Here is a 17843-nt window from a genome sequence, read left to right as displayed (position 1 = left end):
CAGCAACACCGAACGCACCGCAGCCCTGGCAGACTTCCTCCACACCTACAACCACCACCGCTGCCACACCGCACTCGCAGGCCAGCCACCCATCAGCCGTGTGAACAACGCTTCAGGTCAATACACCTAGCGGCTGAAGTGCCGGTTCATCCGGGCCACCACGAGGTTGGGGCCAGCCGGGGTGAGACGGGCGGAGCCCGGTACGTACACGGTCCGGCCGCGCACGGCCACGGAGGTCGGGCCGGACAGCCCGTCCCGCCGGTCGAGGATGGTCGAGCGGAAACCGTCGGGCCGTACCATCGCGACCTCGTTGGCGGTGAGCAGCGCCGCGAAGACGGTGTTGCCGGGGCCGGGGAACGTGAAGTCGTCGACCCCGGTGAGACCGGTCGCCCGGGTCTCGGCCGCGCCCACCGAGCCGTCCTCGCGCACCGGCAGCCGCAGCAGCGTGCCGCGGTCGCTGTTGGACACCCAGACGGCGCCCCGGTGCACCTTGAGGCCGTTGGCGCCGAGGCCGCCGGAACCCGCCTCGGGCGCGAGCGCGCCGGAGGCGGCCCACGCCGTCGGCGTGCCGCCCGCCCGCGGGACGCGCCACACCGTGCCCAGCACCGAGTCCGCCGCGTAGAGCGCGCCCCGGCGCTCGTCGAGGGCCAGGCCGTTGGGCAGCCCGTTCCGCGGGAGCCGGGCGATCTGCCGCGGGACGTCGCCCGGCACGATGCGCCAGATGCCGGTCCTGGCGGTTCCGGTGGCGTAGGCGACGTACAGCGTGCCGTCCTGGGCGCGGGCGATGCCGAGGACGGCCGCTCTGCCGAGGACGGGGGTGGCGGGGTGCGCCTCGGCCGGGAGGGTCGCGAGGACGCGCCGCCTCCCGTCCGGTGCGACGTTGGTCACCTGCCGGGCGAAGGCGAGGGTGACGTCGGCGGAACCGTCGGGTTCGAGGACGATGTTCTCGGGCGTCTGTCCGGCGGCCAGGTCGAAGCGGGCCGCGACGCGCGGGTCCGACACCAGGCGTTCGTCGCCCGCCGCGGGTGCGGAGGCGACCAGACCGAGGGCGACGGCGGCCGCGACGAGGGCGGCCGGACGGGGGAGTCGGGACATGGGGACCTCTCTGGAGCGGGGTGGGGCGAGGGCGGTCGGGGCACTCGGCGCCGGGAGACGGCACCGGGGCAACGCTCCCGTCCGGCGGGCGCCGACCGCGGCAGCCGGGGCCGGGAGGTCGCCCGCGCGGCCCACGCGGGACGCCGCCCGTCCCACGCGCGGGTGACGACCCCGCGCCCGGTGTGAGAGGGTCCGCCGTCTCAGATCCAGCCGTCCAGCGCGCCCATGAAGCCGTCGAAGTCGTCGCGGTGCAGGGTGTGCCCCGCGCCGCGGACCGTACGGACCTCGAAGCCGCGCCGCGCCAGCTCGTCCCGCAGGGCGGACGGTACGAGGGTGCCGGGATCGGCCGACAGCACCAGCGAGGGCACCAGCGGGCGGGCCGGGGTCCGGTCGACGGCGAACACGGCCCCGAGGGCGCCGGCGGTGTCCGGGTCCCAGTCCGCGAGCGTGGCCAGCTCCACCTCCACGTCGGCCGGGTCCCAGCGAGGGTTGAGCTCGACGATCGTCTCCCGCGTGGCGTGCTTGAAGGCGCTGAAGCGGTGCGCGCCGACGCCGGCCTCCTGGCGCATCGCCCACGCGGGATCGCAGTACACGGCGCGCGCGGGGGCCAGCCGCGGCACGGCGAGGGCGAGCGCCAGCGCCCCGAGCGAGTGCCCGATCGCCAGGTCCGCCCCCGCGGGCACGGTCTCCGCGAGGTCGTCGGCCCAGCTCTCGGCGCCGTACGCGCCCCGCCCGCTGGCCCCGTGGCCGCGCAGGTCCACGGCGAGCGCCCGGTAGCCCTTGTCCGCGAGCGCGGGGCCCACACGGCGCCAGGTGCGGTGGTCCGACATGATCCCGTGGATCAGTACGGCGATCCGGTCGCCGGTGCCCCACTCATGCGTGTGCAGCTTCATCCAGGTCCTTTCCGGCGGCGGACGCCGAGGTCTCGATCAGCTCGATGAGATTGCCCTCCGGGTCGTGGACGTACGCGTACCGCATGCCCTCGGTGACCCCCGGCGCGGGCGGCGACACCTGCCGCGCGCCGCACTCGCCGGTCAGCCGGGCGAAGGCGGAGTCGAGGTCCGGGACCTGGAGCGCGAGGTGCGTGAACGTCTGGGTGGCCGTGGCGGAGAAGGGGTCGGGGTGGGTGATGGGGGTGGAGCCGGAGCGCTCGACGAACTCGACGCGCACGCCGCCCGGGCCGCTCAGGACGGCGGTGCGCACCCCGGCGTCGGGCATGTCGAGGCGCTCGTCCACACGGGTGAGACCGAGGGCTGTGCGGTACCAGTCCTCCTGTGTGGTGAGGTCGGCGACGGAGAGGCTGATGTGGTGGAAGCGGAACGCCGTGCTGGTCATGGTTTCTCCCTGGGTACGGAGGGGACGGTCGACAGTGATGGTTAATAGCACTTACCTGGTAAGCGATGTTAACCTTAGCTCCATGGGTTCCCCTGTCAAGCGCCGTCCGAGTGGCCGCCACCACGGAGACCTGCGCAACGAGCTGCTGCGTGCGGCCCTCGAACTCGTGGCCGAGCGGGGCCCGCAGGGCTTCACGCTCGCCGAGGCGAGCCGCCGCGCGGGCGTCAGCGTCGCGGCGCCCTACAAGCACTTCGCCGACCGCGACGCCCTGCTCGCGGCGCTCGCCGCGCGCGGCTACCGCGAGCAGCGGGAGCGTTTCGCGGCGGCCGTCGCCACCGACCGGGACCCGGTGGAGCAACTGGCCGCGTTCGCCGCGGCGTACGTGCGGTTCGCCGCCGAGGAGCCGGCGCTGTTCGACATCACCTTCAACGCCGGCCTCGACAAGTCGCGCCACCCCGAACTCGCGGCGGCGGGCGAGGAGCTGACGGCGACGCTGCTGCCCGTCGTGCAGGGCCTCGCGCCCGATCCGGCCACCGCCTTCGACCTGCTGCTGCGGGTCGCCGGGGCCGCCCACGGCCTCGCCGTCTTCCTGCGCCAGGGTCTCTTCGGTGTCGCCGAGGACGCCCTGCCCGAGACCGAGGACCGGGCGGCCCGTACCGCCCGGTCGATCGTCCGCGGCGGCGACTGAGCCACCGCCACCGCCGAACTCCCCGAAGGAGAACGGGACATGGCCACACCCTCCGGCACCGGAACGCTCCGCACCACCCCCGAGGGGATCGTCTGGGACCCGAGCCGCCGCTGGGTGCGCGGCACGGCGGGGGACCTCACCGTCGTCGACAGCAGGCACCCCGTCCTCGTCTGGGAACCGGGCGTGCCCGTGCCGACGTACGCCTTCCCGTACGACGAGGTCCGCCGCGACCTGCTGCGCCCCGCCCGGCGCCCGCGCACCGGCACCCACGCCGGCTCCCGGGTTTTCCACGACCTCGACACCGGCGACCGGGTCAGGGAGAACGCGGCCTGGACCTACCCCGCCGCCGACCTCGCGGGCCACGTCGCCTTCGAGTGGGCCGAGCGCACCGGGCGCGGCCTCGACCACTGGTACGAGGAGGAGGAAGAGATCTTCGTCCACCCCCGGGACCCGTACAAGCGCGTGGACGCGCTGCCCAGCAGTCGGCACGTCCGGGTCACGGTCGCCGGTACGGTCGTCGCCGACACCCGGCGTCCGGTCCTGCTCTTCGAGACCGGCCTGCCCACCCGTCACTACCTGCCGCGCGAGGACGTGCGCCTCGACCTGTTCACCCCCACCGACCACGCCACCCGCTGCCCGTACAAGGGCACGGCGTCCTACTGGTCGGCGCGGGAAGCGGCAGGTGTGCCGCCCAACCTCCTGTGGACGTACGTCGATCCGCTGCCCGCGGTGGCCGCCGTGCGCGGGCTCGTCGCCTTCTACGACGAGGTGGTCGACGTCGACGTGGACGGCGAACGGATGGAGCGCCCCCGTACCGTCTTCACCCGCGGGCTGTCCCCGCGCGGGACGGCCTGAAGGGGGGCGGACTTCGCGCGGCGCCGGTCTCGCCATCCTGTGCTCGGGGTTCCGGTGGATCGGGCACCCTTGACAGCGTGCGTGCTGTTTCGCGACGTTTGAGCCCTCGCCGAACGGTCCGGAACGACGGTCGTCGGCGGGGGGACGGACGCGCGCACGGGCGCGGCCGGGAGCCGAGCACGGAAGTGGCACGACGCGACGACGCGTCACAGGGGGGAGCGGTCGCCCATGCGATCCAACAGCCATGATCCACACGCCCTGACGGACTGCGCCCATTGCGGCGCGTCCGCCGCGCGGCCCGCGGAAGGGCGGTCGAACTGACGTGGACATAACGATCCACAGACCGGAGGAACTGACCCGGGCGCAGCTGGGGGCCTGGCACCGCGCGATGGAGGAGTCGCCGGAGTACGCCAACCCTTTTCTGGCACCGGAGTTCGCGATCGGCATCGGCGGGCACCGCGGCGGGGCGCGGGTGGCGGTCCTGCACGAGGGAGGGGAACCGGTCGGGTTCTTCCCGTACGAGCGCAACGCCCTGGGTGTCGGCCGGGCCATCGGCCTCGGCCTGTCCGACTGCCAGGCCCTGGTCCATCTGCCCGGGGTCACCTGGGACGCCCGGGAACTGCTGCGGGCGTGCGGGATGTCGATCTTCGAGTTCGACCATCTGGTGCAGGAGCAGCGGCCGTTCGACAGCCATGTCACGGGGACCTTCGCCTCGCCGGTGATCGACGTCAAGCCGGGTGACGGCGACTACGCGCAGTGGCTGCGGGCCTCGTACCCGGGGCTCGCCAAGACGACGCTCAAGAAGGAGCGGCGCATCGGGCGCGACGTGGGCGAGGTGCGGTTCGTCTTCGACGAGCGCGATCCGGGGATGCTGCGCCGGCTCATGCAGTGGAAGTCCGCGCAGTACCGCAGGACCGGGCGCATGGACCGGTTCTCCCGGCCCTGGATCGTGGACCTGGTCGACCATCTCTTCCGCGTCCGGGAGGAGCACTTCACCGGTGTGCTGTCCGTGCTGTACGCCGGTGACCGTCCGCTGGCCGCGCACTTCGGGCCCCGGTCCAGCTCGGTGCTCGCCGCCTGGTTCACCACGTACGACCCCGAACTGCGCTACTACTCCCCGGGGTTGCTGATGCATCTGCGGCTCACGGAGGCGGCGGGCCGGGACGGGGTGACGCTCGTGGACCTGGGGCGCGGTGACAAGGAGTACAAGGAGTGGCTCAAGACGCGTGAGCTGCGGGTGGGGGAGGGCTTCGCGAGCAGGCCGCACCCGGTGGCGACGGCGTACCGCACGTGGCGTCGGCCGGTCCGCGGTCTGCGCAACACGGTGCTCGCCCATCCGCAACTGCGCGAACCGGCCGACCGCCTGCTCAGAACGGTCGGCTCCCTGAGAGCCCCCGACCGCGACGCCCATCCGGAACCCGGAGCGCGCCGCTGACGGTGCTCGCGCAAACGAAAGATGTCCGCCCCTGGTCGGTCAGGGGCGGACATCGTGTCCGAGCGCCGGGCAGGCCTTGCACCTGCATTTCCCCGCAGGAAGCGGGGCGTCTTTCCTTGGACCACCAACGCCTCGCGCATCGCTCCGAGTTGGAGTGCCGCGCGCAAGAGTTACTTTAGCGCACTCGTGGGGCCGTCGTGACCACGCACCGGATGCCTGCTGAGGATCGACACGCGGTTGAACGCGTTGATGGTGACCGCGATCCAGATGACCGCGGAGATCTGGTCGTCGGTGAGCACCTCGCGGGCCTCGGCGTACGCCCGCTCCTGCGCCTCGGTGTCGGTCGGGTCGGTCGTCGCCTCGGCCAGGGCGAGCGCGGCCCGCTCCAGGGAGGTGAACAGCTCGGTGTCCCGCCAGGCCGGCAGCACGCCGAGCCGCCGGGTGGTCTCGCCCGCGCGCAGGGCGGCCCTGGTGTGCAGGTCGAGGCAGTAGGCGCAGCCGTTGAGCTGGGACACGCGCAGATTGACGAGCTCCACCACCGTGCGCTCCAGGCCGGCGTCGGCGGCGGTCGCGCGGACGGCCTCCGACGTCTGCACCAGCGCGTGGTACGCCTTGGGGCTCTGTTTGTCGACATAGATCCGCCGGGCCGCCGGCCCCGGAACGCCGCTGTTGCTCAACCTGGGCTCCCTCGGAATAATGGTTGAACTTAAAACTATCATGACGGTGGGAGGAGGCGGTCCCGATGAGTAACACGGAGTCCGGTCCGGCGGAGGTTTCGGCGGGGGTTTCGGTCGAGGTGCTCACCCCGCGTGACGTGCCGCTGGGCGGGCCGCGGGCGATGACGGTACGGCGCACGCTGCCACAGCGGTCCCGGAGCCTGATCGGCGCCTGGTGCTTCGCCGACCACTACGGCCCCGACGACGTCGGCAGGACCGGTGGCATGGACGTCGCCCCGCACCCGCACACCGGGCTCCAGACGGTGAGCTGGCTGTTCGGCGGCGAGATCGAGCACCGCGACAGCCTGGGCAGCCATGCGTACGTACGCCCCGGTGAGCTGAACCTGATGACCGGCGGGCACGGCATCAGCCACTCCGAGGTGTCCACGCCGGGCACCACCGTGCTGCACGGGGTGCAGCTGTGGGTGGCGCTGCCCGGCGAACACCGGCACACGGAGCGGGACTTCCAGCACTACGCGCCGCCGCCGGTCCGGCTCGACGGCGCCGTGCTCCGTGTTTTTCTCGGTTCTCTCGCCGGTGCGGACTCCCCGGTGCGCACCTTCACCCCGCTGCTCGGCGCGGAGCTCACCCTCGCCCCGCACTCGACGCTCACGCTCCCGGTGGACCCGGCCTTCGAGCACGGGCTGCTGGTCGACCGGGGGCGGATCGGGCTGGCCGGCACGGTCCTCGAACGAGCCGAACTCGGTTACGTCCGGCCGGGATCCGGCACGCTGACCCTCACGAACGACACCGCCGACCCGGCCCGCGCGGTCCTGCTCGGCGGCACACCGTTCGAGGAGGAGATCGTGATGTGGTGGAACTTCGTCGCCCGCTCGCACGAGGAGATCGCCGAGGCGCGACGGGACTGGATGTCCACGCTGGAGGAGGGGGCCGGACCGGAGTCGAGGTTCGGCACGGTGAGCGGCTACGCCGGCGCCGCGCTCCCCGCCCCCGACCTCCCGAACGCCCCGCTGAAACCACGCGGCCGGGCGCACTGAGACGGGGGGACCCCCGCTCGCTCGGGCGCGGGTCGCCGGGCGGGTGAACCGCCCGGCGCGCGTCAGGGGCGGGGGTCCTCGGCGGGTTCGTCCTCGGCCGGGAACAGGAGGCTGTCGAACGCGTCCATTCCGAGCAGCAGGAGCAGCATGACGATCGGTGTGCACAGGGCCAGGGCCAGGACGACCATGAAGCCTCCCCGCGGACATACCACCGGAGTTGTACGGTCCACACCCCACGGTCGTCGTCGCCCGTGGTCTTCTCCCACTGTGCACTCGGACGGACCGGCTCGCACGTCGGCCGCGGGGGCCCGGCGGACCACCGCCGGGCGTCACACCAGCGGTGCCTGCAGCGCGCCCTCGTGGGTCAGGAGGCGCACCTTGCGCTCCACGCCCGCGGCGTAGCCGCGCATCGTGCCGTCGGCGCCGATCACCCGGTGGCAGGGGCGCACCAGCAGCACCGGATTGGCGCCGACCGCCGCGCCCACGGCCTGGATCCGTCCGCGCGGCAGCCCGAGCAGCTCGGTCAGGGCGCCGTACGTGACGGTGGAGCCGTAGGGGATCTCCTCGACCGCGTGCCAGACGCGGCGCTGGAAGTCGGTGCCGGACGGGGTGAACTCGAGGTCGAACGCCGTGAGTTCACCGGCGAAATAGGAGTCGAGTTGGCGGGCGACACCGGCGAAGGGCCGTGCGTCCCGCCGGACGTCCTGCCGGACGGCGGGGGCGTTCCTGTGGCCGGGCAGGGACAGCGAGGTGAGCGTGCACCCCGTCCCGGTCTCCTCGCCCACCAGCAGCAGCTCGCCCAGTGGGCTGGTGATCGTCGTGCAGGCGGTCATCGTCGCCTCCTTGTCGGCGGTGTGTCTCCACCGTCGACACTGCCGCCCGGAGGCCGCCCCCGCTGGCGGGATTCGGACATCGCGCTGCCGGGGGGCGCGGCCCGTCGGTGGCGCCTCAGGTGGCCTCGGACGCCGGGGCGAGCGTGGCCATCGCGCGGTCGATCGCCGCGGCGAACGTTCCCTCGGCGCCGTCGGCGAGCCATGCGTGCTGGGCCGCGAGCAGACAGGCGAACGCGGCGCCGACGATCGCGCGCGGGGTCGGATCGCCGTCGCGGTAGGGGGTGCCCGCGGCGGCGGCGCGTTCGCGCAGGGCGGTGTCGGCCGCGTCCTGGAGGAGCTGGAGCTTCTGGAGGTAACTGGCGAGGAGCGTCGGCGTGGAGAAGACGATGCGCTGCATCGGCTCGGCCACCCGGCGGTGGCCCGGCGCGTCCACGAACGGCACGAGCAGGTCGAAGACGCGGCGCATCGACTCCCAGACCGGCTCGCCGGCGGGCCGCTCCCGCAGCACCCTGAGCATGTCGTCGGCGACGAAGTCGAACTTGCCGACGATCAGGTCCTCCTTGGTCGGGAAGTAGCGGAAGACGCTGCGCTGCGACATGCCGACCGCCGCGGCGATGTCCCCCACCGTCGTCTCCTCGTAGCCGCGCTCGACGAACAGCGCGTTCGCGGCGTCGGTGATCTCCTTCCGGACCGCGCGGCGGGTGCGTTCCCGAAGGCCGGGTTGCGAGTCAGTCATGGTCGCACCAAATTAGCACGTCGAGCCGAACTTGACATCGACTGACAAGTTCGGCAGATACTGTCATCGCAGGGTGGGCAAGACCTGCGAAGACCTCCGAAAGGGACGGGAACCATGTCCAAGACCATCGTCATCACCGGTGCCAGCGACGGGATCGGCGCGGCGGCCGCCCGCCGCCTCCACGGGAAGGGCCACCGCGTCGTCGTGGTCGGCCGCTCACCGCGCAAGACCCGGGACGTGGCCCGAGAACTCGGCGCCGAGCACTTCCTCGCCGACTTCACCGAGCTCGACGACGTACGCCGTCTCGCCGCCGACCTCGAACGGGCCTGCCCGCGCATCGACGTGCTCGCCAACAACGCGGGCGGCATCTTCGGCGACCGCACCAGGACCACCGACGGTTTCGAGAAGACCTTCCAGGTCAACCATCTCGCCCCGTTCCTGCTGACCGACCTCCTGCTGGACCGGCTCCTCGCGAGCCGGGCGAGCGTGATCCAGACCTCCAGCTCCGGGGCCCGGCTGTTCGGCAGGCTCGACGTCGACGACCTCGCCCACGACAAGGACTTCACCCCGCAGCGCGCCTACGGCACGGCCAAGCTGGAGAACATCCTCTTCACCCGGGAACTGCACCGCCGCCACCACGCCCGGGGCCTGTCGGCCGCGGCCTTCCACCCGGGCCTCGTGGCGACCGGCTTCGCCACCGAGAGCGACAGTTTCATGAAGCGCATCTATCGCAGCCGCGTCGGCCGCGCGTTCATGACGAGCCCCGAGAAGGGCGCCGAACAGCTGGTCTGGCTCGCCGAGTCCACCCCCGGCACCGACTGGGTCTCCGGCACGTACTACGAGAAGCGCCGGCCCGCCCGGCGCACCAACCCCCAGGCGGGCGACGACGACCTCGCCCGCCGGCTGTGGGACCGCTCCGCCGAACTCCTCGGCACACCGGCCCGCTGACCCGGTGCGGTGCCCCGCGGGCCCGGCCGGCGACCCGGCCCCCTCGACCGGGTCGCCGTGCGCGGAGGGCCTGCGGGAGGTCGGCCGGGCCGGTGGGGCCGGTGGGGGTCGTTCGGTCTCTCCGACGGACGTCAGTGCGTGCCCAGTTGTTCCGGGGCCGTGGCCCGGGGGGTGGGGTCCGCCTTCGGGGTGGATGTCGTGCGGGGGCGGCCCGGTGCGAGCAGGCCGGACGCGGCGCCCGTGAAGGCCAGGGCCGCGGCGACGCACTCGGCCGTTCCGAAGCCGTTCGCGAACGCCGTGGGTGAGTCGTCGCCTCCGGACGCGGCGAAGACCGCCGCCATCACCGCGATCCCCAGCGCTCCCCCGAGTTGGCGGACGGTGTTGTACGTCCCCGCCGCCTTCCCCATCAGCTCGGGCGGTACGGCGGCCATCACGGCCGTCTGCTGCGCCGGCATCGCCAGCGACGTACCGACCCCGGCGACGACCAGCGCCACCACGGACGCCGTGTACCCCTCGTGCGCCCGGGCGTTGAGGCCCACCCACAGCAGCCCCGCCCCCTGGAGCAGCAGCCCGGTCGAGATCAGCGCCCGCGGGCCGATCCGGTCCTGGAGCCGGCCGGCGACCGGTGCCACGAGGGACAGCGTCACCGTCCACGGCAGGAACCGCAGCCCCGCCTCCAGGGGCGAGTAGCGCAGGGCGATCTGCAGATACTGGGCGAGGAAGAACACCGTGCCGAACAGCGACGCCGTCAGCAGCAGCGCCGACAGGTTGCCCGCGGCGAACGTCCGCTCCCGCAGCAGCGGCGTCGGCAGCATCGGCCGCGTCGCCGTCGCCTGCCGGACCGCGAACGCGGCGAGGACCACCACGCCGGCCACCAGCGTGCCGACGACCTCGGTGCTGCCCCAGCCCGCCTCCCCGGACCGCACCAGCGCCCACACCAGGGCGAACATGGCGCCCGCGGCCAGCAGGATGCCGGGCAGGTCGGGGGCGACCGCCCGCCCGGTGTGCTCGCGCAGCACGGCACGGGCGAACGGGACGACGACGGCGATCAGCGGCACGTTCAGCCAGAAGATCCACTGCCAGGCGATCCCCTGGGCCACCGCGCCGCCGATCAGCGGTCCGCCGACGACGGCGAGCCCCATCACGGACGCGTAGATCCCCATGACGGTGCCGCGCCGCCGGGGCGGGGTGACCTCCGTGAGCAGGGCCAGCGCGGCCGGTGTGAGCAGGGCGCCCGCCGCGCCCTGCACCGCCCGCGCGGCGACCAGGAACCCGGTCGTGGGCGCGAGCGCGCAGGCCGCCGAGGCGAGCGCGAACAGCACGAGGCCGGCCAGATAGGCGCGCTTGCGCCCGATGCGGTCACCGAGTTCGGCCGCCGGGATCAGCAGCGCGGCGAAGCTGAGCCCGAAGGCGTTGACGGTCCACTCCAGGTCGGCCATGGAGGAGCCGAGGTCGCGCTGGATGGTGTCCAGGGCGGTGGCGACGACCAGTTGGTCGAGCGCGACGATCAGCCCGGCCACGGCGGTGAGCACCAGGACCCACCCGAGGGCGGGCGGCCTGCCGGGGGCGGCGGATGCGGTCATGACGAGTCCTTCCGGTGGTGATGTCACCGGGAACTGACCGCCCACCCACCCGAAAGGCACCGCACGGCCCCCGAATCCCCTCGGCGGCACCGCAGTTCGACCCGGAACGCCCGCCCGCGCCCGTCGCGCCCGCACCCGCGCACGGGCCCGCTCCGGTCTCAGACGGCCGCGAGCGTCGTGTCGAGCCAGTCGAACATGACCTGGTGCGCGCGGCTCATCGCACCCATGTGGCAGTGCTCGCCCGCCCCTTCGGCCTCCGTGAGGGTGACCAGCGTGGTGGGGGCGTTCACCAGCGCCTTCTCCACCTCCTGCGGCTGCCCCTTGAGGAACTGGTCGTTCTCCGCGTCGAGGATCAGCGTGGGAGCGGTGATCCGGTCGGCGACGTCCGCGATCGAGTACGCCCGGGTCCTGCGCACCAGGTCGGCGAACGACGTGGCGCCCATCGCCCAGACGCCGTTGTGGAAGGCCCAGCGGACCTGGGTGCTCACGCCGGTGAGCATCGTGAGGACCGGTTCGGCGACGTCGTCGCGCTCCTCGTCCACCCACGCGGCGACCGCGGGCGGCAGCATGCGGTGGAAGGCGCTGTGGAAGTCGTGGATGCCGTCGTCCAGGATCGTCGCGGCGATCCGGTGCTCGAAGGCGGCGGCGCGCGCCACGAGGTAACCGCCCAGGCTGTACCCGAACAGGACGATCCGCTCGCCGTCGATCTCCGGGCGGGTCAGGGCGTGGTCGAGGACCGGTGTGGTCACCGCCTCCCAGTCGGCCCGGAACACCATCCCCTGCCGGCGCAGCGCGGCGCCCTGCCCCGGGCCGTCGAAGGCGAGGACGTTGTAGCCCCGGCGCAGCGCCGCGGCGGCCACCGCGAAGTACGCCTCCTCCAGCGTCGAGTCGTAGCCGCTGGTGTAGATCACGGTCGGGCGCGGGACGCCGGAGTCGTCGACCAGGAAGAGGTAGCCGGGCAGCGTGGTGCCCTCGTAGGGGATCGTCACCGCCTCGACCGGGGTGTCGAACAGCTCGGCCGCGGCGGCGAACGTGTCGTGCGACAGGGTGGAGAGCAGGGTGACCTCGGGGTCGTCGGCGGGGTGGTCGCGCAGGAAGAACTCCGCGGTGCGGTAGTAGTTCGAGGCGCGCAGGAACGCCTCGCGGGCGCTCACCCGGTGACCGTCGGCGAGGGCGCGGTCGGCGATCTCCCGGACCCGTTCGGCCGTCGCCTTCCAGGACCGGTGCCAGCTTTCCTCGTCGCCCTCGCCGATCCGCCGGGCGGTGGTGACGATCTCGCCGAGGTCGGCGCCGCCGTACGGGGCGAACCCGGCGGCCCGCAGGGTCTCGAACGAGAAGGACTCGTTGTCGAAGAGGAACTTCATGGGACTCATCCCCTGAGCTAGGCGAGACGGAACCGTTCCGACTCGGCTGGCTCCGACCGTACTCCCGGGACCAGTCGAGACGCAACCGTTCCGTCTTGTGTACGGTGGGGCGCATGACCGACACCCCCGCACCCGCCGCGAAACGGACCCCGGGCGGTCCCGTCCTCCAGGACGACCTGACGCGCGCCCTGGAGAGCGCCTTCTTCGAGGAGCTCGCCGCCGTCGGCTACGGCAGGCTGTCCATCGAGGCCGTCGCGCGCCGGGCGGGTGCGGGCAAGGCCGCCGTCTACCGCCGCTGGCCCTCCAAGCAGGCCATGACCGTCGAACTCGCCGCCCGCGCCGCCGTCTCGGCGGTACCCGCCCCCGACACCGGTGATCTGCTCGGCGACATCACCCGCTTCGTCCTCGACACCGTCGACGCCCTGAGCCATCCGCTCGTCTCCCGCGTCGTCCCCGACCTGCTCGCCGAGGCGTCCCGCAACGGGGAACTCGCCGACGCGTTCCTTGAGGGCATCCGCGGCCCGCGCCGCGAGAGCGCCGCCCGGATGCTGCGGCGGGCCGTCGAACGCGGTGAGCTGCCCGCCGACAGCGACCTCGAACTCGGCATGGACTTCCTCGTCAGCCCGGTCTACTGGCGGCTGGCCGTGGTGCGCGGGGCGGTGGGGGAGGGGTACGCCGACCGCGTCGCCGCCAAGATCGTCGCCGCGCTGAAGGCGTAGCGGGACGTTCCCGGACGGTCGTCCGGCGTACCGGATTCGGCCACTCGGAGCCGCCCCCGGGCCGCCGCACGCGCCCCGGGGCCGGCGCAGTGTGCCACGTACGGGAGGTGACGCGCGTCGCGTCCGTCGGGGCCGCCCCGGCCGCGAGGGCTCTTTCCCGGCCGCCCGGGGGAGGGCCGGGAGCCGAGTCGTCCGAGGCCCCGCCCGGTTGACAGCGCGCCCGGGGCGCGTGGGGCGGTCGGGACCCGGGAGGCTGGCGAGTTCTGTCCGTTGTTGTAGATCAGCGGCGGTGCCTAGGGTCTGGTTGAGGATTCAAGAGACCTGTCGTCTTCCCGACCCCTGTGACGGGAGCCGGTCCCGGCAGACCTCACTTCCCCCTGCGCGCAGACTTCCGGACCCCCACCCCCACGGAAGGCAGGCATCGTGCATCAGGAACCGCTCGACTACCTCGTCATCGGCGCCGGTCCCGCCGGGCTCCAGCTCGGGCAGCAGTTCCAGGAGGCGGGTCACCGCTACCGCATCCTGGAGAGCGGCGACACCCCGGGCACTTTTTTCCGCACCTTTCCCCGACACCGCACCCTGATCTCCATCAACAAGGTCCACAACGGCACCCGGGACCCCGAGCTCAACCTCCGCATGGACTGGAACTCGCTGCTGTCCCCCGATCCCGACCTGCTGTTCACCCGGTACACCGCGCGCTACTTCCCGGCCGCCGACGACCTGGTGCGCTATCTCGCCGACTTCGCCGAGGCGTTCAAGCTGGACATCGCCTACGACACCCGCGCCGTACGCATCCGGCGCGACGACGCCGACGGGGGCGGCTTCACCGTCACCGACCAGCGCGGCACCGAACACCGGGCCCGCCGCCTGGTCATGGCCACCGGCGTCACCCGGCCCCACACCCCCGACATCCCCGGCATCGAGACGGCCGAGGAGTACCGGGACGTCTCCGTCGACCCCGAGGACTTCACCGACCAGCGCGTCCTCGTCCTCGGCAAGGGCAACTCCGCGCTGGAGACCGCCGACAACCTCGTCGCGCACGCCGCGGTGATCCACGTCGCCGGACCGCACTCCATCCGGCTCGCCTGGAACACCCACTTCGTGGGCCATCTGCGCGCCGTCAACAACAACTTCCTCGACACCTACCAGCTCAAGTCGCAGAACGCGTTGCTCGACGGCCAGGTCCTGGACATCGTCAAGGACCCCGGCAGCGGCCGCTACCGCGTCCGGTTCAGCTTCTCCCGGGCCGACGAGGTCGTGAAGGAGCTGACGTACGACCGGGTCGTCGTGTGCACCGGATTCCGCTTCGACGCCTCGCCGTTCGACGAGGGGTGCCGGCCCGCGCTCGTCATCGACGACCGGTTCGCCGCGCTCACCCCCGCCTACGAGTCCGTCGACGTGCCCGGCCTGTACTTCGCCGGAACCCTCATGCAGCAGCGGGACTTCAAGAAGTCGACGAGCGGCTTCATCCACGGCTTCCGCTACGCCGTGCGCGCCCTCGGTCGCATCCTGGACGAACGCCACCACGACCGCCCCTGGCCCCACCGCGCCCTCGCCGCGGACCCGGCGGTCCTGGCGGACGCCGTCGTGGAGCGCGTCAACCGCAGCTCCGCGCTCTGGCAGCAGTTCGGCGTCCTCGGCGACCTCGTCGTCGGGCAGCCCGACGGCACCGCCCGCTACCACGAGGAGGTGCCCGTCGACTACGCCCCGGTCGGCGAACTCACCCGCGACCGTGACCACTTCACCGTCACCCTCGAATACGGCCCCGACCACGACAAGGTCGACCCCTTCGACATCACCGTGCGCCGCACCGCCCAGAACTCCGCCGAGGACGCCTTCGACGCGGCCTACCTCCACCCGGTCATACGGCACTTCCGGGGCGGCGAACTCCTCGGCGTCCACCACATGGCGGAGAACCTGGAGAACGAGTGGGACCACCCCGACGCCCATCTCGCCCCGCTCACCGCGTTCTTCGCCCGCTCCCTGGACGCGCGGCCCACCGGCGCGGGGCGGTGAGCCGGCCGTGACCCTCTCCGTCAGGGACTTCGAGACCGCGGCCCGCGAGCGCATCGACCCCGTCCACGCCGACTTCATCGCGGGCGGCGCCCGCGACGAGGTCACCGTGCGCGCCAACGAGGAGGCGTTCGGCCGGCTGCGGCTGCTGCCCCGCGTCCTGCGCGGCCGGGCCGCACCGGACCTGGACGTCGACCTGTTCGGCGGACGTGCCCGGCTCCCCGTGGTCCTCTCGCCGACCGCCTTCCACAAACTGGTCGACCCCGAGGGCGAGTTGGCGACCGCGCGGGCGGCGGCCGCCGCCGGCGCCGTGATGATCACGAGCATGGCGTCGACCGTGGCCGTCGCCGAGGTCGCCGACGCGGCCCGCGCCGCGGCCCCGCCCGGCGAACCCGTGCCGCTCTGGTTCCAGCTCTACCTCCAGCCCGACCCCGACATCACCGAGGCACTGGTGCACCGCGCCACCGACGCGGGATGCGCCGCCCTCGTCGTCACCGTCGACTCGCCCGTGCTCGGCGCGAGCGAACGCAACCGCCGCAACGGCTTCCACGACCTGCCCGCCGGACTGCGCTGCGAGAACCTCGTCGACCTGCGCGACGGCGAGCGCGGCCATGTCCGCCAGATCGCCATGTCCGCCGAGTTCTCCTGGAAGCACGTCGCCTGGCTGCGCTCGGTCACCGACCTGCCGATCCTGCTCAAGGGCGTGCTGCACCCCGAGGACGCCCGGCTCGCCGTGCGCCACGGTGTGGACGGACTCCTGCTGTCCAACCACGGGGGCCGCCAACTCGACACCGTCCCGGCCACGTTGGAGCTGCTGCCCGAGATCGTGGCCGCCGTCGCGGGCCGGATCCCCGTGCTGCTGGACGGCGGGGTGCGCCGGGGCACCGACGTCGTCAAGGCGCTCGCGCTCGGCGCCCTCGCCACCGGCGTCGGCCGGCCCGTGATGTGGGCGCTCGCCGCCGACGGCGAGAAGGGCGTACGACGCCTCCTCGAACTGCTGCGCGAGGAGATCGAGGACACCGTCGCCCTGTGCGGCGCGGCCGGCCTCACCGAACTCGGCCCCGACCTCGTCCGGCCCGCCTGGTCGGGCCCGCTGTTCGACGGGAGGCGGCCGTGAACGCCCCCGGCGCGCTGCTCCTGGCCCCGGCGGCCGTGGCCCTGGTGGTGAGCCTGCCGTACTGGCTGCCCCGGGCGGTCGTGGCCCTGCGGGTGCGCATTTTCGCGTGGGTCAACGGGGCGGAGGGCATCACCGCGCCCGGCCCCGAGGTCTCCGCCGAGGAGTTCAAGCAGGTCTACGGGCACCCCGCGGCGGCCGGTCGCAGCCGCGGCGCGGCCCTGTCCGACCTGTTCTGGTACTGGCTCTCGCCCGGCCCCGAGGTCCACCAGGAACACCTCGAACCCGGCCCCCGCTACGACGACGTCGCCCGCGCCACCCGGCAGATCCTCGCCGGGCCGTCCCGCGCCGAGTGGACCGACCTGGTCGGCCGCTGCACCCGGCGCGTCCTGGACGAGCACGACGCCGGCGACCGCGTCCGCACGGTCCGACTGCGGGACCTGATGATGCCGGTGTGGGCCGAGGTCTACTACGAGGTCGTCTTCCGCGCCCCCTGCCCGCGCGACGTCCGGGACCTGATCACCGGCAACGCCGACGACGTGGTCGGCGCGCTCAAGTGCACCCGGCTGCGGCACATGGACCGCCGCGGCCGGCTCACGGCGTATCTGCGCGACCGGCTCGCCCACGACCCGCCGCCCGTGCCCCTGCCGAGCCTGCTGTCCGAGCGCGAGCGGGCCCTCTACCTCCAGGGCACCTTCTTCAACACGGCCGTCGTGCAGATGTCCGAGGCCTCGGCCCATCTGCTGCTCGCCCTCGCCACCCACCCGGACGTGCAGAAACGTCTCGGCCCCGGGCCCGAGGACACTCAGGACCCCGACTACCTGGACCACGTCGTCGACGAGACGCTCCAGCACTTCCCGCTGTTCGGCGTGGCCCACCGCATCACCACCGGGGCGATCCCGCGCGAGGGCAGGCCCGATCTGCCGGCCGGCTCGGTCCTGCTGTTCAACTACCCCGAGTACCAGCGCTCGGGCACGGACCGGGCCGACGACTTCGACCCCGACCGCTGGCTGTCGAAGGACACCCGCCCCACCGCGTCCATCCCCTTCGGGGTCACCGCCAACCGGCCCTGCCCGGCCCGCGGCTTCGCCGTGCTCACCCTGCGCGTGGCCGCCGAGGAGGTGCTGCGCCGCCATGTGCTCGACTCCTCGGCCCGGCACACCCGTTCGCTGCCCAGCCGCGGCCCCTGCCTGCTCGTCCCGCACGCGCGGGCCGGCCGCCGGCGCCGCGTCCGGCTCGCGGCGCTGCGGCTCGCCGACCACTGGGCCGCCGTGCCCCGCAGCCTGACCCAGCTCGTCCTCGGCAGCTACATGGTCTGGGACGCCCGCAGACAGGGCCTGTGCCACACCTACTTCGCGGCGTCGCCGGGCGGTTCGTCCGCCCCGTCGGCCGTCGGCGGCCGGTGAGGGGG

General features: G+C 73.3%; 18 protein-coding genes and 1 pseudogene. 10 read left to right on the top strand and 9 right to left on the bottom strand.

From position 1 onward, the window contains the following. Positions 1 to 130, top strand: a pseudogene (locus AB0F77_RS34700) (IS481 family transposase); the annotation flags it as partial. Here AB0F77_RS34700 and AB0F77_RS34695 read toward each other — a convergent pair. The 3 genes from AB0F77_RS34695 to AB0F77_RS34685 form a co-directional block, all read right to left on the bottom strand. After that, on the bottom strand, positions 127 to 1095 hold the full coding sequence (locus AB0F77_RS34695; protein WP_361955957.1) for a hypothetical protein: 969 nt from the start codon (positions 1093 to 1095) through the stop codon (positions 127 to 129). The pseudogene AB0F77_RS34700 and the gene AB0F77_RS34695 sit on opposite strands and share 4 nt — an antisense overlap. 200 nt (positions 1096 to 1295) lie before the next feature. Beyond that, positions 1296 to 1988 (bottom strand): alpha/beta hydrolase, encoded by a 693-nt coding sequence (locus AB0F77_RS34690; RefSeq protein WP_361955955.1) that lies wholly within the window; start codon positions 1986 to 1988, stop codon positions 1296 to 1298. Next, on the bottom strand, positions 1969 to 2430 hold the full coding sequence (locus AB0F77_RS34685; RefSeq protein WP_361955953.1) for a VOC family protein: 462 nt from the start codon (positions 2428 to 2430) through the stop codon (positions 1969 to 1971). Before AB0F77_RS34685 ends, AB0F77_RS34690 begins: the two co-directional genes overlap by 20 nt. Before the next feature lie 82 nt (positions 2431 to 2512). On the opposite strand from AB0F77_RS34685, the gene AB0F77_RS34680 reads away from it, so the two are divergent. From AB0F77_RS34680 to AB0F77_RS34670, 3 genes are all read left to right on the top strand, one after another. Further along, positions 2513 to 3118 carry a TetR/AcrR family transcriptional regulator gene (locus AB0F77_RS34680; RefSeq protein ID WP_361955951.1) on the top strand — a complete coding sequence of 202 codons (606 nt, stop codon included), beginning with the start codon at positions 2513 to 2515 and terminating at the stop codon, positions 3116 to 3118. Positions 3119 to 3157: 39 nt separating this feature from the next. Next, positions 3158 to 3973, top strand: a complete 816-nt coding sequence (locus tag AB0F77_RS34675; protein WP_361955949.1) for a DUF427 domain-containing protein — start codon at positions 3158 to 3160, stop codon at positions 3971 to 3973. A 322-nt stretch (positions 3974 to 4295) separates the two neighbouring features. Continuing rightward, positions 4296 to 5408: a GNAT family N-acetyltransferase gene (locus tag AB0F77_RS34670; protein WP_361955947.1), complete on the top strand. Its 1113-nt coding sequence runs from the start codon at positions 4296 to 4298 to the stop codon at positions 5406 to 5408. Between the two features lie 170 nt (positions 5409 to 5578). Here the strand turns inward: AB0F77_RS34670 and AB0F77_RS34665 are convergent, their stop codons facing one another. Beyond that, complete coding sequence (locus AB0F77_RS34665) at positions 5579 to 6085, bottom strand: carboxymuconolactone decarboxylase family protein (protein ID WP_361955945.1); 507 nt, start codon at positions 6083 to 6085, stop codon at positions 5579 to 5581. 65 nt (positions 6086 to 6150) lie between these two features. Between AB0F77_RS34665 and AB0F77_RS34660 the strand changes: the two genes are divergently transcribed. Continuing rightward, the gene (locus tag AB0F77_RS34660) at positions 6151 to 7122 is read left to right on the top strand and encodes a pirin family protein (protein WP_361955943.1); all 972 of its coding nucleotides are present in this window, start codon (positions 6151 to 6153) and stop codon (positions 7120 to 7122) included. Positions 7123 to 7184: 62 nt separating this feature from the next. On the opposite strand, the gene AB0F77_RS34655 is transcribed toward AB0F77_RS34660, so the two are convergent. The 3 genes from AB0F77_RS34655 to AB0F77_RS34645 all read right to left on the bottom strand — a co-directional run bounded on the left by AB0F77_RS34655 (position 7185) and on the right by AB0F77_RS34645 (position 8691). Next, positions 7185 to 7310, bottom strand: coding sequence for a hypothetical protein (locus AB0F77_RS34655; RefSeq protein ID WP_361955941.1), 126 nt, complete (start codon positions 7308 to 7310; stop codon positions 7185 to 7187). Positions 7311 to 7451: 141 nt separating this feature from the next. Then, positions 7452 to 7955: a methylated-DNA--[protein]-cysteine S-methyltransferase gene (locus tag AB0F77_RS34650; RefSeq protein WP_361955939.1), complete on the bottom strand. Its 504-nt coding sequence runs from the start codon at positions 7953 to 7955 to the stop codon at positions 7452 to 7454. A gap of 115 nt (positions 7956 to 8070) precedes the next feature. Continuing rightward, the gene (locus tag AB0F77_RS34645; RefSeq protein ID WP_361955937.1) at positions 8071 to 8691 is read right to left on the bottom strand and encodes a TetR family transcriptional regulator; all 621 of its coding nucleotides are present in this window, start codon (positions 8689 to 8691) and stop codon (positions 8071 to 8073) included. 114 nt (positions 8692 to 8805) lie between these two features. Here AB0F77_RS34645 and AB0F77_RS34640 point away from each other — a divergent pair, with 114 nt between their 5' ends. Beyond that, positions 8806 to 9639: an SDR family NAD(P)-dependent oxidoreductase gene (locus AB0F77_RS34640; protein WP_361955935.1), complete on the top strand. Its 834-nt coding sequence runs from the start codon at positions 8806 to 8808 to the stop codon at positions 9637 to 9639. 131 nt (positions 9640 to 9770) lie between these two features. Here AB0F77_RS34640 and AB0F77_RS34635 read toward each other — a convergent pair whose 3' ends face one another. Further along, positions 9771 to 11222: an MFS transporter gene (locus tag AB0F77_RS34635; protein WP_361955933.1), complete on the bottom strand. Its 1452-nt coding sequence runs from the start codon at positions 11220 to 11222 to the stop codon at positions 9771 to 9773. A 158-nt stretch (positions 11223 to 11380) separates the two neighbouring features. Beyond that, a complete protein-coding gene (locus AB0F77_RS34630; RefSeq protein WP_361955931.1) occupies positions 11381 to 12586 on the bottom strand; it encodes an alpha/beta fold hydrolase in 1206 nt (401 codons plus the stop codon). A gap of 113 nt (positions 12587 to 12699) precedes the next feature. On the opposite strand from AB0F77_RS34630, the gene AB0F77_RS34625 reads away from it, so the two are divergent. From AB0F77_RS34625 to AB0F77_RS34610, 4 genes are all read left to right on the top strand, one after another. Then, entirely contained in the window at positions 12700 to 13305 is a 606-nt protein-coding gene (locus AB0F77_RS34625) for a TetR-like C-terminal domain-containing protein (protein WP_361955929.1), read from the top strand. Positions 13306 to 13728: 423 nt separating this feature from the next. Next, on the top strand, positions 13729 to 15321 hold the full coding sequence (locus tag AB0F77_RS34620) for an NAD(P)-binding domain-containing protein (RefSeq protein ID WP_361955927.1): 1593 nt from the start codon (positions 13729 to 13731) through the stop codon (positions 15319 to 15321). Between the two features lie 7 nt (positions 15322 to 15328). Further along, complete coding sequence (locus AB0F77_RS34615) at positions 15329 to 16435, top strand: alpha-hydroxy acid oxidase (protein ID WP_361955925.1); 1107 nt, start codon at positions 15329 to 15331, stop codon at positions 16433 to 16435. Next, complete coding sequence (locus AB0F77_RS34610) at positions 16432 to 17838, top strand: cytochrome P450 (protein ID WP_361955923.1); 1407 nt, start codon at positions 16432 to 16434, stop codon at positions 17836 to 17838. Before AB0F77_RS34615 ends, AB0F77_RS34610 begins: the two co-directional genes overlap by 4 nt. The last annotated feature ends 5 nt before the right edge of the window (positions 17839 to 17843 follow it).

This window comes from Streptomyces sp. NPDC026672 (assembly GCF_040638185.1).
In the GTDB taxonomy this organism is placed as follows: Bacteria; Actinomycetota; Actinomycetes; order Streptomycetales; family Streptomycetaceae; genus Streptomyces.
This window is presented reverse-complemented; position numbering and strand designations above follow the sequence as displayed.

Coding starts and splice junctions, on each gene's coding strand:
- AB0F77_RS34655 (WP_361955941.1), bottom strand. CDS start 7,310: ATGGTCGTCCTGGCCCTGGCCCTGTGCACACCGATCGTCATGCTGCTC.
- AB0F77_RS34685 (WP_361955953.1), bottom strand. CDS start 2,430: ATGACCAGCACGGCGTTCCGCTTCCACCACATCAGCCTCTCCGTCGCC.
- AB0F77_RS34690 (WP_361955955.1), bottom strand. CDS start 1,988: ATGAAGCTGCACACGCATGAGTGGGGCACCGGCGACCGGATCGCCGTA.
- AB0F77_RS34650 (WP_361955939.1), bottom strand. CDS start 7,955: ATGACCGCCTGCACGACGATCACCAGCCCACTGGGCGAGCTGCTGCTG.
- AB0F77_RS34695 (WP_361955957.1), bottom strand. CDS start 1,095: ATGTCCCGACTCCCCCGTCCGGCCGCCCTCGTCGCGGCCGCCGTCGCC.
- AB0F77_RS34625 (WP_361955929.1), top strand. CDS start 12,700: ATGACCGACACCCCCGCACCCGCCGCGAAACGGACCCCGGGCGGTCCC.
- AB0F77_RS34675 (WP_361955949.1), top strand. CDS start 3,158: ATGGCCACACCCTCCGGCACCGGAACGCTCCGCACCACCCCCGAGGGG.
- AB0F77_RS34630 (WP_361955931.1), bottom strand. CDS start 12,586: ATGAAGTTCCTCTTCGACAACGAGTCCTTCTCGTTCGAGACCCTGCGG.
- AB0F77_RS34640 (WP_361955935.1), top strand. CDS start 8,806: ATGTCCAAGACCATCGTCATCACCGGTGCCAGCGACGGGATCGGCGCG.
- AB0F77_RS34680 (WP_361955951.1), top strand. CDS start 2,513: ATGGGTTCCCCTGTCAAGCGCCGTCCGAGTGGCCGCCACCACGGAGAC.
- AB0F77_RS34645 (WP_361955937.1), bottom strand. CDS start 8,691: ATGACTGACTCGCAACCCGGCCTTCGGGAACGCACCCGCCGCGCGGTC.
- AB0F77_RS34660 (WP_361955943.1), top strand. CDS start 6,151: ATGAGTAACACGGAGTCCGGTCCGGCGGAGGTTTCGGCGGGGGTTTCG.
- AB0F77_RS34635 (WP_361955933.1), bottom strand. CDS start 11,222: ATGACCGCATCCGCCGCCCCCGGCAGGCCGCCCGCCCTCGGGTGGGTC.